The following is a 16,240-nucleotide window of genomic DNA, read 5'->3' as shown; positions in this document are numbered from 1 at the left end:
AAGGGCGAAGGCCCGGCAGGGCCCGCGCCCTCACGAAAACGCGTTACGCGATGATGCTGGCGACGACGCCGGCGCCGACGGTGCGGCCGCCTTCACGGATGGCGAAGCGCAGCTTCTCCTCCATCGCGATCGGCACGATCAGGTGGACTTCCATGGCGATGTTGTCGCCCGGCATCACCATCTCCGTGCCCTCGGGCAGGTGCACCACGCCGGTCACGTCCGTCGTGCGGAAGTAGAACTGCGGGCGGTAGTTGGTGAAGAACGGGGTGTGGCGGCCGCCCTCCTCCTTCGTCAGGATGTAGGCCTCGGCCTTGAACTTCGTATGCGGCTTCACCGAGCCCGGCTTGCACAGGATCTGGCCGCGCTCGACGTCCTCGCGCTTCGTGCCGCGCAGCAGCGCGCCGATGTTGTCGCCGGCCTGGCCCTGGTCGAGCAGCTTGCGGAACATCTCGACGCCGGTGACCGTCGTCTTGACCGTGTCCTTCAGGCCGACGATCTCGATTTCCTCGCCGACCTTGACGATGCCGCGCTCGACGCGACCCGTCACAACCGTGCCGCGACCCGAGATCGAGAACACGTCCTCGACCGGCATCAGGAACGGCAGGTCCAGCGGACGCGCCGGCTGCGGGATGTAGTCGTCGACCGTCTTCATCAGCGCGATGATCGCGTCATGGCCGATCGCCTTGTCGCCATTGTCCAGCGCAACCTTCGCCGAACCCTTGGTGATCGGGATGTCGTCGCCGGGGAAGTCGTACTTCGACAGAAGCTCGCGGATCTCCATCTCGACCAGCTCGAGCAGCTCGGCGTCGTCGACGAGATCGACCTTGTTCATGAACACGACCAGCGCGGGAACGCCGACCTGGCGCGCCAGCAGGATGTGCTCGCGGGTCTGCGGCATCGGGCCGTCGGCCGCCGACACGACCAGGATCGCGCCGTCCATCTGCGCGGCGCCCGTGATCATGTTCTTCACATAGTCGGCGTGGCCGGGGCAGTCGACGTGGGCGTAGTGACGCGCAGCCGTCTCGTACTCGACGTGAGCGGTCGAGATCGTGATGCCGCGGGCCTTCTCCTCCGGGAGCCTTGTCGATCTGGTCATAGGCCGTGAACGACGCGCCGCCCGACTCCGCAAGCACCTTCGTGATCGCAGCCGTCAGTGACGTCTTGCCATGGTCAACGTGACCAATCGTTCCAATGTTGCAGTGCGGCTTCGTGCGAGCGAATTTCTCTTTGGCCATCGTAGCCTCCGTCAGTCAAATCGTTGTTGCGTGAAAGCAGGTCGGGCTGGTGATCAGGCGTACTTGGCCTGGACCTCGGCGGCCACCGCCGACGGAACCTGCTCGTAGTGATCGAATTGCATCGTGTAGTTGGCACGGCCCTGGCTGAAGGACCGCAGCTGGTTGACGTAGCCGAACATGTTGGCCAGCGGCACCATCGCGTTGATGACGACCGCGTTGCCGCGCATGTCCTGGCCCTGGATCTGGCCACGACGCGAGTTCAGGTCGCCGATGACCGAACCGGTGTAGTCCTCCGGGGTCACGACCTCGACCTTCATGATCGGCTCGAGCAGCACGGAGCCGCCCTTCTGCAGACCTTCGCGAAGGCCGGCCCGCGAGGCGATTTCGAAGGCCAGAGCCGACGAGTCGACCTCGTGGAAGGCGCCGTCCACCAGCGAGACCTTGACGTCCACGACCGGGAAGCCGGCGAGCACGCCCGACGAGATGACCGAGTTCAGGCCCTTCTCGACGCCGGGGATGTATTCCTTCGGCACTGCACCGCCGATGATCTTCGACTCGAACTCGAAGCCCTTGCCGGTCTCGTTCGGCTCGACGACCAGCTTGACGCGGGCGAATTGGCCCGTACCGCCGGTCTGCTTCTTGTGGGTGTAGTCGATCTCGACGCGCTTCGTCAGCGTCTCGCGATAGGCCACCTGCGGCGCGCCGATATTGGCGTCCACCTTGTAGGTCCGGCGCAGGATGTCGACCTTGATGTCGAGATGCAGCTCGCCCATGCCCTTCAGGATGGTCTGGCCGCTCTCCTGATCGGTCGAGACGCGGAACGAGGGATCCTCGTTGGCGAGCTTCGACAGGGCGAGGCCCAGCTTCTCCTGGTCGGCCTTGGACTTCGGCTCGATCGCGATCGTGATGACCGGCTCGGGGAACTCCATGCGCTCGAGGATCACGGCCTGGGCCGGATCGCACAGCGTGTCGCCGGTGCGGACGTCCTTGAGGCCGGCCAGGGCGACAATGTCACCGGCAAAAGCCTCCTTGATGTCTTCGCGGTTGTTCGCGTGCATCAGAAGCATGCGACCGACACGCTCCTTCTTGTCGCGCGTCGAGTTGATCACGCCCTGGCCGGCGTCGACCTTGCCCGAATAGACGCGGCAGAAGGTGATGGTGCCGACGAAGGGGTCGTCCATGATCTTGAACGCGAGCATCGAAAACGGAGCTTCGTCCGTCGGCTCGCGGGTGACCGGCTCTTCGGTCTTGAAGTCGAGACCTTCGACCGCGCCACGATCGACCGGCGACGGCAGGAAGTCGACGACGGCGTCGAGCAGGGGCTGCACGCCCTTGTTCTTGAAGGCCGAGCCGCAGAGGACGGGGTGGAAGGCGCGGCGCTGGACGGCCGTGCGGACAAGCCGGCGCAGCGTCTCGGCGTCGGGCTCAGTGCCTTCGAGATAGGCTTCCATCGCGACGTCGTCCATCTCGACGGCGGCCTCGATGAGCTTCGAGCGGTACTCGGTCGCCTTGTCGAGGAGGTTGGCAGGGATCTCCTGCTCCTCGAAGGACGCGCCCAGCGCTTCGCCGTTCCAGACGATCGCCTTCATCTTGATCAGGTCGATGACGCCGGCGAAATCCGACTCCGAGCCGATCGGGATCTGCAGGCAAACGGGCTTGCCGGCGACGCGGTCGATGATGTCTTGAACGCAGCGATAGAAATCGGCGCCGATCTTGTCCATCTTGTTGACGAACACGATGCGCGGCACGTCGTACTTGTCGGCCTGGCGCCAGACGGTCTCGGTCTGGGGCTCGACGCCCTGGTTGCCGTCGAGCACGCAGACGGCGCCGTCGAGCACGCGCAGCGAACGCTCGACCTCGATGGTGAAGTCGACGTGGCCGGGGGTGTCGATGATGTTCAGGCGCATGTCGCGCCAGAAGCAGGTCGTCGCAGCGGAGGTGATCGTGATGCCACGCTCCTGCTCCTGCGTCATCCAGTCCATGGTCGCAGCGCCGTCATGGACTTCGCCGATCTTATGCGACTTGCCCGTGTAGAACAGGATGCGCTCGGTCGTCGTCGTCTTGCCCGCATCGATGTGGGCCATGATGCCGAAGTTGCGATAACGGTCGATGGGATGAGAGCGGGCCATGGAAATGCTTTCGTCTTACCGAGGGGTCGCCGACGCTTACCAGCGATAGTGCGAGAAGGCGCGGTTGGCTTCCGCCATCCGGTGCGTGTCTTCGCGCTTCTTGACCGCGTTGCCACGGTTGCTGGCCGCATCCATCAGCTCCGAAGAGAGACGCTCGACCATCGTCTTGTCGTTGCGGCCGCGGGCGGCCGTGATCAGCCAGCGGATCGCCAGCGCCTGACGGCGCTCGGTGCGAACCTCGACCGGAACCTGATAGGTGGCGCCGCCGACGCGACGCGAGCGAACCTCGATCGCCGGAGCGACGTTCTCGAGAGCGCTCTTGAAGACGGCGAGCGGATCGCTCTTCATCTTGCTCTCGATGATGTCGAAGGCACCGTAGACGATCCGCTCGGCGGTCGACTTCTTGCCCTCGTACATGACCGAGTTCATGAACTTGGTCACGATCACGTCGTGGAACTTCGGATCGGGAATGATCTCGCGCTTTTCGGCGCTATGGCGGCGGGACATCGTCTAGTCTCCGGTCAAATCTTCAACGCTGCGAACCGGCCTGGGCACCCTCGCCCCTGCCGGTCAGGCAGAAATTACTTCGGACGCTTGGCGCCGTACTTCGAACGACGCTGCTTGCGGTTCTTGACGCCCTGGGTGTCGAGAACGCCGCGCAGGATGTGGTAGCGCACGCCGGGAAGGTCCTTGACGCGGCCGCCACGGATCATGACCACGGAGTGCTCCTGGAGGTTGTGCCCCTCACCCGGAATGTAGCCGATCACTTCGAAGCCGTTGGTCAGGCGCACCTTGGCGACCTTGCGGAGCGCCGAGTTCGGCTTCTTCGGGGTCGTCGTATAGACGCGGGTGCACACGCCACGCTTCTGCGGGCAGGACTCCAGCGCCGGAGCGGTGTTGCGCGCCTTGACCGGCGAACGCGGCTTGCGAATGAGCTGGCTGATTGTCGGCATTCTGGCCTCTCGCTCCCACTGAGCGTTTGGAAATCGCTAAATCCGTGGCCCAGTCCGACTGTTGCCATGACACAAACGAAGCCGCGCCATCGGCTCCCGGCAAGGAGGCCTCAGGCGCGTTCGCCAGCAGAGGAACACGGATCTCTCCGCATTCATGCATCTTGCCATGTCGTCAATCGACGCTGGAATTCCGGTGGAGTTTCGGCCGCGAAATTCGCCAGCAACAAAGGCTAAGGCGACATACGTGTCCGACAACCACCGACAGTGGCGCGCTTATGACTCGGGGACAGATTCGCGTCAAGCCCGTTTCTCGCGAAACGCGCCATGAACCAGCCCTTCGAGCGCAGTTGACGCAGGGGTTCGGGCGTCGGCGAGTTCGAGCGCGACCTCGAAATGATTTAGCCCGGCGCATTCGAGCCTGGCAAGCCGGCCCCCGCTGTGTTCCACCGCCGCCGCAAACGCAACGCCCTGGCGCCGGAACTCGGGGCTTTCCCCCTCGCCCAGTCCGACGATCACGGGACACCGCAGGCGCGCGACATGCAGGAGCGGCGAGAGCTGCTCCTCCTCCTGCGCGTCGATGTCGATATAGAGGCGCCGCGAGCTGAGCATCACCGGCCCGAGATCGTAGCTGCCGCTCAGGCAGAAGCCGCCCTTCAGGACATCGGCCGGCAGGCCGAAGAGCTCCCAATCCGTGGTCAGGAGCACGGCAGCCAGATGGGCGCCCGACGAATGGCCGGAGATCGTGATGCGATCACGGTCGCCGCCATGGTCCGCCACATGGTTCCACACCCAGGCGACCGCCTCGCGCAGCTGCGCCACCATGTCGGGCAGCCGGACCTCGGGCAGGTTTGAGAATCCGGGGATCACGACGAGCGCTCCGCTTGCCACCAGTGGCGGGGCGACGAAGGAGACGTCCTCCTTGTCCAGCGCGCGCCAGGCGCCGCCATGAAGATGCAGGTGAACCGGCGCCCCGGAGCCGTCTGGCGGGAACAGATCCAGCCGCTGGGCGGGATGGGCCCCATAGGGAACATCGGCGTGATGCCGCAGGGCGGCGCGCGCCCGGGCGCTCTCCTCGCCGTAGCGGGCAATCACGGCCGCCGCATTGGGAGCCCAGACGCGCTGGTCGTAGCAGCGATCGAGCTCCTCCTGCGTGTAGTGGAGATAGACGGGCTTCGACACCGACTGCGCAGGCATGGATCAATCGATCTTGACGCCGAGGTCACCGATCAGCTTGGCCCAATGGGCTCGCTCGCTGTTCATCTTCTCGACGAAGGCGTCCCCGAACACGGGCTGGACTGCGACACCCAGCTCGCGCAGTCGCTGCACAAATCCGGGCTTGCCAAGGATCTGTGCGAGTTCGCGTTCGAGCCGGGCGCGGATCGGGGCTTCGAGCCCGGCCGGCGCGAAGAGTCCGATCCAGGCCGAGGCCACCACACCCTGGGCGCCCGCCTCCGCCATCGTCGGCACGGCCGGCAGGATCTCGGAGCGTGCCGGTGCCGCGATCGCCAGCGCCTTCACCGCGCCGGACTGGAGATGCACGAGAATGTCCGGCACCAGCGGGAACATCACCTGCAACTGCCCCGAGAGCAGGTCGGTGACGGCAGGCGCCTGGCCGCGATAAGGAACGTGGGTCATCGGCGCGCCCGTCTGGGCCTTGAACAGCTCCGCCGCGAGATGGGTCGGCGAGCCGATGCCGGACGATCCGAAGCTCAGCGCATCGGGACGGGCCTTCGCATAGGCCACCAGTTCGGCGACGGAGCCGACCGGGAGGTCCTTGTTGACGACGACGAGGTTGGGTGACTCCCAGACCAGCCCGATCGGCGTGAAGTCCTTGACCGGGTCGAAGCCGGACCGGCGATAGAGGCTGCCATTGATCGTCTGCGTGCCGTTCGTGCCGACGAACAGCGTGTACCCGTCCGGCGCGGAGCGCGCCGCGTCCGTGGCGGCCAGATTGCCACCGGCACCGAGCTTATTCTCGACCACGGTGCCCTGCCCCAGCGCATCGCGCAGCGCGTCGCCGATCAGGCGCGCCGAGACGTCTGCGCTGCCGCCAGCGGGAAACGGAACGACGATGCGGATGGGTCGGGCGGGCCAGGCTTGGGCCCAGGCGGCACGTCCCAGCACCGGCGCGAGGCCGGCGCTTGCGAGAAGGGCGAGGCACTCACGGCGGTTGGGCATCGGTTCGACCTCGCTCGAGGGACAGCAGAGCCGAGACTAGGGGCCGGCTCGGGCGCAGCGCTATTGCAAAACCGGTTCATACCCATAACCATTCGACATGACCCTCGAGCACCGCACGATGGCAGCCTTTCTCGCGGTTGCCCGCTTTCGCAGCATCGGCAAGGCGGCCGCTGCCGTCGGCATGTCGCAGCCTGCGCTCAGCCGAAAGATCGCGGCCCTCGAGAAGCGGCTGGGCGTTCCGCTCTTCATGCGTCACGCGGGCGGCGTGGAGCCGACGCTCTACGGACAGACCCTCCTGCCCCATGCCGAGGCGATCGCCGCGGAAGCGGGACGCGCCGTCGCGGAGATCGACGAGTTGCGCGGCGCCGGGCGGGGCCTCGCCAGCATCGGCGTCGTTCCCAGCGCGACCACGACGGTGGTCCCCTTCGCCGTCAACCGGGTGATCCGCCAGTCGCCGGGAGCCTTGATCCGCATTCGCGAGGGCACGGGCGAACAGCTGCGTGCTGCGCTCGGCCGCGGCGAGGTCGACATCGTCGTCTCCGGGCGGCTGGACGAGCCTGTCGAGGCCGGCCTGCTCGTCACCCCCTTCTACGAGGACCGGGTCGGCGTCGTCCTGTCCGCGACGCATCCGCTCCTCTCGGAGGGCCGCCCTCCGCCGATGGCCGCGGACCTGCTCGGCTATCCCTGGGCCATGGCGCCCAAAGGCAATGTGATCGCCTTCGGCTTTCGGGAGATGTTCCTGCGCCAGGGCCTCGAACCGCCACGGCCCAATGCCGAGACCAGCTCGGTCCACGTCCTCACCCGCCTCGTCGCCTCGACTGACTTCCTGACGGTCCTGCCCCATGACGTCGTCCAGCAGGAGATCCGCGCCGGGATACTCAGCTGCCTCGACGGCGAGGCCTTCGCCTGGCGTCGGAGCCTCGTGATCATCCGTCGCAGCAGCGGCGCCCTGCCCCCCGTCACGGCGCTGTTCCTCACGGAGCTGCGCAAGGCGTCGTCTCTGCGCAGCTTGCCGCCGCTCACGCCCGCACCATGAAAAAGGGCCGCCCCGAAGGGCGGCCCTGATGCTCATTTTGGCTCTTGCGGCGTTCCGCGGGAGCGATCCTGCGGCACCGTGGATCACTCCGCCGCAGGCAGAGCCGCTTCGACCGCCTTGGCGGCGGAAGCCGCGGCCTTGGCCGCCGCATCCGCCTTCTGGCCGACGATGAGATCGTCGCGACGCGTGGCCACCTGCTTGATGCGGGCAACCTGGGCGCCGGTGCCGGCCGGGATCAGCGAGCCGACGATGACGTTCTCCTTGAGGCCTTCCAGCGTGTCGTACTTGCCATTGACCGCCGCCTCGGTGAGGACGCGGGTGGTCTCCTGGAAGGACGCCGCCGAGATGAAGGAGCGGGTCTGCAGGCTCGCCTTGGTGATGCCGAGCAGCACGGGGACGCCGGATGCGGGCTTCTTGCCCTCCTCCGCCATCTTCGCGTTGATCTCCTGCAGCTCGATCCGGTCGACCTGGTCGCCGGTCAGGATGTCGGTGTCGCCGCCATCCGTGATCTCGACCTTCTGCAGCATCTGCCGGACGATGACCTCGATGTGCTTGTCGTTGATGCCCACGCCTTGGAGGCGATAGACCTCCTGGATCTCGTTCACCAGATAAGCCGCCAGCTCCTCGACGCCCTTGATCGCCAGGATGTCGTGCGGGGCCGGGTTGCCGTCGAGGATGTAGTCGCCCGTCTCCACGACGTCGCCGTCCTGAAGATGGATGTGCTTGCCCTTCGGGATCAGGTACTCGAGCACCTCGGTGCCGTCATGCGGGGTGAGCGTGACGCGCCGCTTGTTCTTGTAGTCCTTCCCGAAGCCGATCACGCCCGACTTCTCGGCGATGATCGCGGCATCCTTCGGACGCCGGGCCTCGAACAGCTCCGCCACCCGCGGCAGACCGCCGGTGATGTCGCGGGTCTTGGCCGAGTCGGTCGAGACACGCGCCAGCACGTCGCCGGCCTTGATCGAGGCGCCGGGCTCCATCGAGATGATGCCCTCCACCGGCAGGATGTAGCGGGCTTCGCCACCGCGGGCGAGCTTCGCCACCTTGCCGTCCGGCCCGTGCACGGTCAGCGCCGGGCGCAGATCCGAGGTCCGCGCCGAACCACGCCAGTCGATGACGACGCGCTTGGAGATGCCGGTCGCCTCGTCGGTCGTCTCGGTGATCGACATGCCGTCGACCAGATCCTCGTAACCGACGGTGCCGTCGACCTCGGCCAGGATCGGGCGGGAATAGGGATCCCACTCGATCAGGCGCTGGCCGCGCTTGACCTTGTCGCCCTCGTCGACCCGCAGCTTCGAGCCGAACTGGACGCGATGGACCGCCCGCTCCGCGCCGTCCGGCCCGACGATGACAATGGCGATGTTGCGCGCCATCGCGATCAGGTCGCCATCCGAGTTCCGCGCAACGTTGCGGTTGCGCATCTTGACCGTGCCTTCGAAGTTCGACTCGGTGAAGGACTGGTCGGCGATGGTGGCCGCGCCGCCGATGTGGAACGTGCGCATGGTGAGCTGGGTGCCCGGCTCGCCGATCGACTGCGCCGCGATGACACCGACGGCTTCGCCCATGTTGACCGGCGTACCGCGAGCGAGGTCGCGGCCATAGCAGGTCGCGCAGACGCCGTTCTTGGTCTCGCAGGTCAGCACCGAGCGGATCTTCACCTCCTGAATGCCGGCGGCGTTGATCTTCTCGATATGAGCCTCGTCGATCATCGTGCCCTTCGCGACAAGGACGTTGCCGTCGATATCCGTCACGTCCTCGGCCGCGGAGCGACCCAGGATACGGATGCCGAGCGAAGCGACGACCTGGCCCGCATCGATGATGGCGCGCATCTTGATGCCGTTATCCGAGCCGCAATCCGTCTCGGAGATGATGGCATCCTGCGCCACGTCGACCAGACGGCGGGTGAGGTAACCCGAATTCGCCGTCTTGAGCGCGGTGTCGGCCAGGCCCTTGCGGGCTCCGTGCGTCGAGTTGAAGTACTCGAGCACGTCCAGACCTTCCTTGAAGTTCGAGATGATCGGGCTCTCGATGATCTCGCCCGACGGCTTGGCCATCAGGCCGCGCATCGCCGCGAGCTGCTTCATCTGCGCCGGCGAACCGCGCGCTCCCGAGTGGCTCATCATGTAGATCGAGTTGATCGGCTTGTCGCGACCGTGCTCGTCCTTCTTCACGGTCGAGATGCGGGCCATCATCTCCTGGGCGAGCTTGTCGGAGCACTTCGCCCAGGCGTCGACGACCTTGTTGTACTTCTCGCCCTGCGTGATCAGGCCGTCCTGGTACTGCTGCTCGTAATCCTTGGCGAGCGCGCGGGTCGTGTCGACGATCTCCCACTTGTTCTCCGGCACGACCATGTCGTCCTTGCCGAAGGAGATGCCCGCCTTGAAGGCGTGGGTGAAGCCCAGCGACATGATGCGGTCGCAGAAGATCACCGACTCCTTCTGACCGCAGCCGCGGTAGACGGCGTCGATCATCCCCTGGATCTCCTTCTTGGTCATCAGCTTGTTGATGACGTCGAAGGTCATGGCCGCGTGCTTCGGCAGCGCGGTCGAGAGGATCACGCGGCCCGGCGTGGTGTCGTAGATCTTGGTGTAGGACTTGCCGTCGGCGCCGACGCCGGTCCAGCGGTATTTGATCTTCGAATGCAGCGTCACGACCTTCTCGTGCAGCGCATACTCGAGTTCGCCGAAGTCACCGAAGATCTTGCCCTGACCCGGCTCGCCGTCCGAGACGATCGAGAGGTAGTAGAGCCCGAGCACGATGTCCTGCGACGGCACGATGATCGGCAGGCCGTTCGCCGGGTGCAGGATGTTGTTGGTCGACATCATCAGGACGCGCGCTTCCAGCTGCGCTTCCAGCGACAGCGGGACGTGCACGGCCATCTGGTCGCCGTCGAAGTCGGCGTTGAACGCGGCGCAGACCAGCGGGTGCAGCTGGATCGCCTTGCCCTCGATCAGCGTCGGCTCGAAGGCCTGGATGCCGAGGCGGTGCAGCGTCGGCGCGCGGTTCAGCATCACCGGATGCTCGCGGATGACCTCGTCCAGGATATCCCAGACCTCCGGCTTCTCCTTCTCGACGAGCTTCTTGGCCTGCTTGACCGTGGTCGAGTAGCCCTTCGCGTCGAGGCGCGCATAGATGAACGGCTTGAACAGCTCGAGCGCCATCTTCTTCGGCAGGCCGCACTGGTGCAGCTTCAGCTCCGGACCGACGACGATGACCGAGCGGCCCGAATAGTCGACGCGCTTGCCGAGCAGGTTCTGGCGGAAGCGGCCCTGCTTGCCCTTCAGCATGTCGGCGAGCGACTTCAGCGGGCGCTTGTTGGCACCCGTGATGACGCGGCCGCGACGGCCGTTGTCGAACAGCGCATCGACCGACTCCTGCAGCATCCGCTTCTCGTTGCGGATGATGATGTCGGGCGCGCGCAGCTCGATCAGCCGCTTCAGGCGGTTGTTGCGGTTGATGACGCGGCGATAGAGGTCGTTCAGGTCCGAGGTCGCGAAGCGGCCGCCATCGAGCGGAACGAGCGGGCGCAGATCGGGCGGGATCACCGGGATGATGGTCATGACCATCCATTCCGGCTTGTTGCCCGACTGCTGGAACGCCTCGATGATCTTGAGGCGCTTCATCAGCTTCTTGGGCTTCAGCTCCGACGTCGTCGTCGCGATCTCATGCTTGAGATCGGCGTTGATCTGGTCGAGGTCGAGCGCGCGCAGCATCTCGCGGATGGCTTCCGCGCCGATCATGGCGGTGAAGGTGTCGGCGCCATACTCTTCCTGGCAGCGGACATACTCTTCTTCCGAGAGCAGCTGGCGGTCCTTGAGCGGGGTCAGGCCCGGCTCGATGACCACATACGACTCGAAATACAGGATGCGCTCGAGGTCCTTGAGCGGCATGTCCATGAGCAGGCCGATGCGCGAGGGCAGCGACTTCAGGAACCAGATATGCGCGACCGGGGCGGCCAGCTCGATATGGCCCATGCGCTCGCGCCGGACGCGCGCCAGCGTCACCTCGACGCCGCACTTCTCACAGATGACGCCCTTGAACTTCATGCGCTTGTACTTGCCGCACAGGCACTCGTAGTCCTTGATCGGCCCGAAGATGCGGGCGCAGAACAGGCCGTCACGCTCCGGCTTGAACGTCCGGTAGTTGATGGTCTCCGGCTTTTTGATCTCGCCATACGACCAGGACAGGATCTTCTCGGGCGACGCGATCGAAATCTTGATCGCGTCGAACGCCTGCTGCACCGGCTGCTGGCCGAAAAGGTTCATGACCTCTTGCTTCATCGCCCATCTCCTGCCGCCGGCGGGGGTGAAAACCGCCCTGCCCGGCCTTGATCATCATCCGCCTGCGGCGTGAGTGCCGCAGGCCTTGTTTCGTCTGGTCGGCGCGGCCCGGGGCCGCGCCCAGCGGCTCACTCGGCCGCTTCGGCCGGCGGCAACTCGCCCGGCTTCACCTTGTTGCTGACCAGCTCGACGTTGAGGCCGAGCGAGCGCATTTCCTTGACGAGAACGTTGAAGCTCTCGGGGATGCCCGCCTCGAAGTTGTCCTCGCCGCGCACGATCGACTCGTAGACCTTGGTGCGGCCCGCGACGTCGTCCGACTTCACGGTCAGCATCTCCTGCAGCGTGTAGGCGGCGCCATAGGCTTCGAGCGCCCAGACCTCCATCTCGCCGAAGCGCTGGCCACCGAACTGCGCCTTGCCGCCCAGCGGCTGCTGGGTAACGAGCGAGTACGGGCCGATCGAACGCGCGTGGATCTTGTCGTCGACCAGGTGGTGCAGCTTCAGCATGTAGATGTAGCCGACGGTGACCTTGCGGTCGAAGGGCTCGCCGGTGCGCCCGTCATAGAGCGTCGACTGACCCGAGGAATGCAGCCCCGCCTGCTCCAGAAGCCGCTCGATATCGGCCTCCTTGGCGCCGTTGAACACCGGTGTCGCGATCGGAACGCCGCGGCGCAGGTTCTGGCCCATCTCGACCAGCTCGTTCTCGTCCATCGAGGCGATGATCTCGTTGTCCTCGTAGACGGCGTCGAACGAAGCCCGCAGAGCCTTGATGTCGTGGCCCTTGCGGTAGGCGTCGAGCGCGGCGCCGATCTGCTTGCCGAGGCCCGCAGCCGCCCAGCCCAGATGGGTCTCCAGGATCTGCCCGACATTCATGCGCGAAGGCACGCCGAGCGGGTTGAGCACGATGTCGGCATGGGTGCCGTCCTCGAGGAACGGCATGTCCTCCACCGGCACGATGCGCGAGACCACGCCCTTGTTGCCGTGGCGGCCGGCCATCTTGTCGCCCGGCTGGATCTTGCGCTTCACCGCGACGAAGACCTTGACCATCTTCATCACGCCGGGCGGCAGCTCGTCGCCGCGCTGCAGCTTCTCGACCTTGTCGAGGAAGCGCTGCTCGAGGCGCTTCTTCGACTCGTCGTACTGCTTCCGCATCGCCTCGATTTCGGTCATCAGGGCGTCGTCGCCGGTGGCGAACAGCCACCACTGCGAACGCGGGAACTCGGACATGCCCTCGCGGGTGATGACCGTGTCCTTCTTGAAGCCCTTCGGGCCCGCGAGACCCGTCTTGCCGGTCAGGATGTCGGCCAGACGCGCAAAGGTGTTGCGGTCCAGGATCGCCTGCTCGTCGTCACGGTCCTTGGCGAGACGCTCGATCTCCTCGCGCTCGATCGCCTGGGCGCGCTCGTCCTTGTCGACGCCGTGGCGGTTGAACACGCGCACCTCGACGATCGTGCCCTGCACGCCCGGCGGCACCCGCAGCGAGGTGTCGCGAACGTCGGAGGCCTTCTCGCCGAAGATGGCGCGCAGCAGCTTCTCTTCCGGCGTCATCGGGCTTTCGCCCTTCGGCGTGATCTTGCCGACGAGGATGTCGCCCGCCGCCACTTCCGCGCCGATATAGACGATGCCGGCTTCGTCGAGATTCTTCAGCGCCTCTTCCGAGACGTTGGGAATGTCGCGCGTGATCTCCTCCGGCCCCAGCTTGGTGTCGCGGGCCATGACCTCGAACTCCTCGATATGGATCGAGGTGAAGACGTCGTCCGAGACGATCTTCTCCGAGAGCAGGATCGAGTCCTCGAAGTTGTAGCCGTTCCACGGCATGAACGCGACGAGCACGTTGCGGCCGAGCGCGAGCTCGCCGAACTCGGTCGACGGGCCGTCCGCGACGATGTCACCCTTCTTGATGACGTCGCCAACGCGCACCAGCGGCCGCTGCGTGATGCAGGTCGACTGGTTCGAGCGCTGGAACTTCTGCAGGCGGTAGATGTCGACGCCCGGCTTCGTCGGATCCATCTCATCCGAAGCGCGGATGACGATACGCGTCGCGTCGACCTGGTCGACGATGCCGGCGCGGCGGGCCGCGATCGCGGCACCCGAGTCACGGGCGACGACGGCTTCCATGCCGGTGCCGACGAAGGGCGCGTCGGCGCGAACCAGCGGCACCGCCTGGCGCTGCATGTTCGAGCCCATCAGCGCGCGGTTGGCGTCGTCGTTCTCGAGGAACGGGATCAGCGCCGCGGCGACCGAGACGAGCTGCTTGGGCGACACGTCCTGGAAGTCGACCTTGTCGACCGGCGTGACGATCACTTCACCGGCGCGGCGGCAGACGATCAGGTCGTCGGTCAGACGGCCTTCCTTGTCGACGGCGGCGTTGGCCTGGGCGACGTTGTACTTCGCCTCCTCCATGGCCGAGAGATAGATGATCTCGTCGGTCTGCTTGCCGTCGCGGATGCGGCGATAGGGGCTCTCGATGAAGCCGTACTTGTTCACCCGCGCGAAGGTGGCGAGCGAGTTGATCAGGCCGATATTCGGCCCTTCCGGCGTCTCGATCGGGCAGATGCGGCCGTAATGGGTCGGGTGCACGTCGCGCACCTCGAAGCCGGCGCGCTCGCGGGTCAGACCGCCCGGGCCAAGCGCCGAAAGACGACGCTTATGCGTGACTTCCGAGAGCGGGTTCGTCTGGTCCATGAACTGCGACAGCTGCGACGAGCCGAAGAACTCGCGCACGGCGGCGGCCGCAGGCTTCGCGTTGATCAGGTCCTGCGGCATCACCGTGTCGATGTCGACCGAGGACATACGCTCCTTGATGGCGCGCTCCATGCGCAGCAGACCCAGGCGGTACTGGTTCTCCATGAGCTCGCCGACCGAGCGCACACGGCGGTTGCCGAGATGGTCGATGTCGTCGATCTCGCCCTTGCCGTCGCGCAGGTCGACCAGCGCCTTGACGACCGCGAAGATGTCCTCCTTGCGGAGAATCCGGACGGTGTCCTCGGCGTCGAGGTCGAGGCGCATGTTCATCTTGACGCGGCCGACGGCCGAGAGGTCGTAGCGCTCCGAGTCGAAGAACAGCGACTGGAACATGTTCTCGGCGGTCTCGAGCGTCGGCGGCTCGCCGGGACGCATGACGCGGTAGATGTCGAACAGCGCCTCTTCGCGGCGCGAGTTCTTGTCCACGGCGAGCGTGTTGCGGATGTAGGGACCGACCGTGATGTGGTCGATGTCGAGAACGGTGATCTCGTCATAGCCCTTGGCGATCAGGTCGACGAGGTTGCCCTTCATCTCGCCGGTCTTGGCCTCGGCGGCCATGGTCAGCTCTTCGCCGGCCTCGGCATGCACTTCGCCGGTCTCGGGATCGACGATGTCCTCGGCGATGTACTGGCCGACGAGGTCCTCGTCGGTCGCGCGCAGGAACTTCAGGCCCTTCTCGGCGAGCTGGCGCGCGGTACGGGCGACGAGCTTCTTGCCGGCCTCGACCACGACCTCGCCAGTGTCGGCGTCGATCAGGTCGACGGTCGCCTTGAAGCCCTTCATGCGCTCGGCGTCGTAGGGAACGCGCCAGCCCTTGGCGTCACGGACATAGGTGATGTGGTTATAGAAGCGGCTGAGGATCTCCTCGCCGTCCATGCCGAGCGCAAACAGCAGCGACGTGACGGGGATCTTACGCTTCCGGTCGATGCGCGCGTAAACGATGTCCTTGGCGTCGAACTCGATGTCGAGCCAGGACCCACGGTAGGGGATGATGCGCGCGGCGAAGAGCAGCTTGCCCGAGGAGTGGGTCTTGCCCTTGTCGTGGTCGAAGAACACGCCCGGCGAACGATGCATCTGCGAGACGATGACGCGCTCGGTGCCGTTGACGATGAAGGTGCCGTTGTCGGTCATGAGCGGCATGTCGCCCATGTAGACATCCTGCTCCTTGATGTCCTTGACCGACTTTGCCTGGGTGTCGGGATCGATATCGAACACGATCAGGCGCAGCGTCACCTTCAGCGGCGCCGAGAAGGTCATGCCGCGCTGGCGGCACTCGTCGACGTCATACTTCGGCGGCTCGAAGGTGTACTTGACGAATTCGAGCAGCGAAGCGCCCGAGAAATCGCCGATCGGGAAGACCGACTTGAAGACGGACTGCAGGCCCTCGTCGCCACGGCCGCCCTTGGGCTCGTCGATCATCAGGAACTGGTCGTAGGACGCCTTCTGAACCTCGATGAGGTTCGGCATCTGCGCCACTTCCTTGAGTTTCCCGAAGAACTTGCGGACGCGCCTGCGGCCCTGGAGCGAATTGACCATCTTGTTCCTCGCAATCTCTACGGACGGCTCACCCGGCGGTCCGGGCAAAGGGCGGACGGGCCGCCGGGTGAGCCGTTCGGCGCATCATCGCGCCGCCAATTTCGTCATCGCGCAGCTTGCAACTTGGCGTTGAGGCCGGCGCTTCATTG

8 protein-coding genes and 1 pseudogene are annotated in these 16,240 nt (G+C 65.7%); 1 reads left to right on the top strand and 8 read right to left on the bottom strand.

Features of this window, described 5'->3' with window-relative positions; all coding sequences use genetic code 11:
• Positions 1 to 43: 43 nt before the first annotated feature.
• The 6 genes and pseudogenes from tuf to ABIE41_RS14515 all read right to left on the bottom strand — a co-directional run bounded on the left by tuf (position 44) and on the right by ABIE41_RS14515 (position 6,495).
• Positions 44 to 1,235: pseudogene (gene tuf, locus ABIE41_RS14540) on the bottom strand (elongation factor Tu).
• Between the two features lie 53 nt (positions 1,236 to 1,288).
• Positions 1,289 to 3,364 (bottom strand): elongation factor G, encoded by a 2,076-nt coding sequence (fusA, locus tag ABIE41_RS14535; protein WP_192641092.1) that lies wholly within the window; start codon positions 3,362 to 3,364, stop codon positions 1,289 to 1,291.
• 36 nt (positions 3,365 to 3,400) lie between these two features.
• Positions 3,401 to 3,871 carry a 30S ribosomal protein S7 gene (gene rpsG, locus ABIE41_RS14530; protein ID WP_192641091.1) on the bottom strand — a complete coding sequence of 157 codons (471 nt, stop codon included), beginning with the start codon at positions 3,869 to 3,871 and terminating at the stop codon, positions 3,401 to 3,403.
• A gap of 74 nt (positions 3,872 to 3,945) precedes the next feature.
• On the bottom strand, positions 3,946 to 4,317 hold the full coding sequence (gene rpsL, locus ABIE41_RS14525) for a 30S ribosomal protein S12 (RefSeq protein WP_038358286.1): 372 nt from the start codon (positions 4,315 to 4,317) through the stop codon (positions 3,946 to 3,948).
• A gap of 297 nt (positions 4,318 to 4,614) precedes the next feature.
• Positions 4,615 to 5,511: an alpha/beta hydrolase gene (locus tag ABIE41_RS14520; protein WP_192641090.1), complete on the bottom strand. Its 897-nt coding sequence runs from the start codon at positions 5,509 to 5,511 to the stop codon at positions 4,615 to 4,617.
• Between the two features lie 3 nt (positions 5,512 to 5,514).
• Positions 5,515 to 6,495, bottom strand: a complete 981-nt coding sequence (locus ABIE41_RS14515; RefSeq protein ID WP_192641089.1) for a Bug family tripartite tricarboxylate transporter substrate binding protein — start codon at positions 6,493 to 6,495, stop codon at positions 5,515 to 5,517.
• A 97-nt stretch (positions 6,496 to 6,592) separates the two neighbouring features.
• Here ABIE41_RS14515 and ABIE41_RS14510 point away from each other — a divergent pair, with 97 nt between their 5' ends.
• Positions 6,593 to 7,531 (top strand): LysR family transcriptional regulator, encoded by a 939-nt coding sequence (locus ABIE41_RS14510; RefSeq protein WP_192641088.1) that lies wholly within the window; start codon positions 6,593 to 6,595, stop codon positions 7,529 to 7,531.
• Between the two features lie 83 nt (positions 7,532 to 7,614).
• On the opposite strand, the gene rpoC is transcribed toward ABIE41_RS14510, so the two are convergent.
• Complete coding sequence (rpoC, locus tag ABIE41_RS14505; RefSeq protein WP_192641087.1) at positions 7,615 to 11,811, bottom strand: DNA-directed RNA polymerase subunit beta'; 4,197 nt, start codon at positions 11,809 to 11,811, stop codon at positions 7,615 to 7,617.
• 128 nt (positions 11,812 to 11,939) lie between these two features.
• Complete coding sequence (gene rpoB / locus ABIE41_RS14500) at positions 11,940 to 16,091, bottom strand: DNA-directed RNA polymerase subunit beta (RefSeq protein ID WP_192641086.1); 4,152 nt, start codon at positions 16,089 to 16,091, stop codon at positions 11,940 to 11,942.
• Positions 16,092 to 16,240: the final 149 nt, after the last annotated feature.

Origin of the sequence: Bosea sp. OAE506 (assembly GCF_040546595.1) — a bacterium.
Lineage (GTDB): Bacteria > Pseudomonadota > Alphaproteobacteria > Rhizobiales > Beijerinckiaceae > Allobosea.
The sequence above is the reverse complement of the archived record's forward strand: the minus strand, read 5'-3'. Positions and strand labels throughout refer to the sequence as shown.

Bases quoted from the DNA above. Each gene is read 5' to 3' on its own strand.
- fusA (WP_192641092.1), bottom strand. From the start codon at position 3,364: ATGGCCCGCTCTCATCCCATCGACCGTTATCGCAACTTCGGCATCATG.
- rpsG (WP_192641091.1), bottom strand. From the start codon at position 3,871: ATGTCCCGCCGCCATAGCGCCGAAAAGCGCGAGATCATTCCCGATCCG.
- rpsL (WP_038358286.1), bottom strand. From the start codon at position 4,317: ATGCCGACAATCAGCCAGCTCATTCGCAAGCCGCGTTCGCCGGTCAAG.
- ABIE41_RS14520 (WP_192641090.1), bottom strand. From the start codon at position 5,511: ATGCCTGCGCAGTCGGTGTCGAAGCCCGTCTATCTCCACTACACGCAG.
- ABIE41_RS14515 (WP_192641089.1), bottom strand. From the start codon at position 6,495: ATGCCCAACCGCCGTGAGTGCCTCGCCCTTCTCGCAAGCGCCGGCCTC.
- ABIE41_RS14510 (WP_192641088.1), top strand. From the start codon at position 6,593: ATGACCCTCGAGCACCGCACGATGGCAGCCTTTCTCGCGGTTGCCCGC.
- rpoC (WP_192641087.1), bottom strand. From the start codon at position 11,811: ATGAAGCAAGAGGTCATGAACCTTTTCGGCCAGCAGCCGGTGCAGCAG.
- rpoB (WP_192641086.1), bottom strand. From the start codon at position 16,091: ATGGTCAATTCGCTCCAGGGCCGCAGGCGCGTCCGCAAGTTCTTCGGG.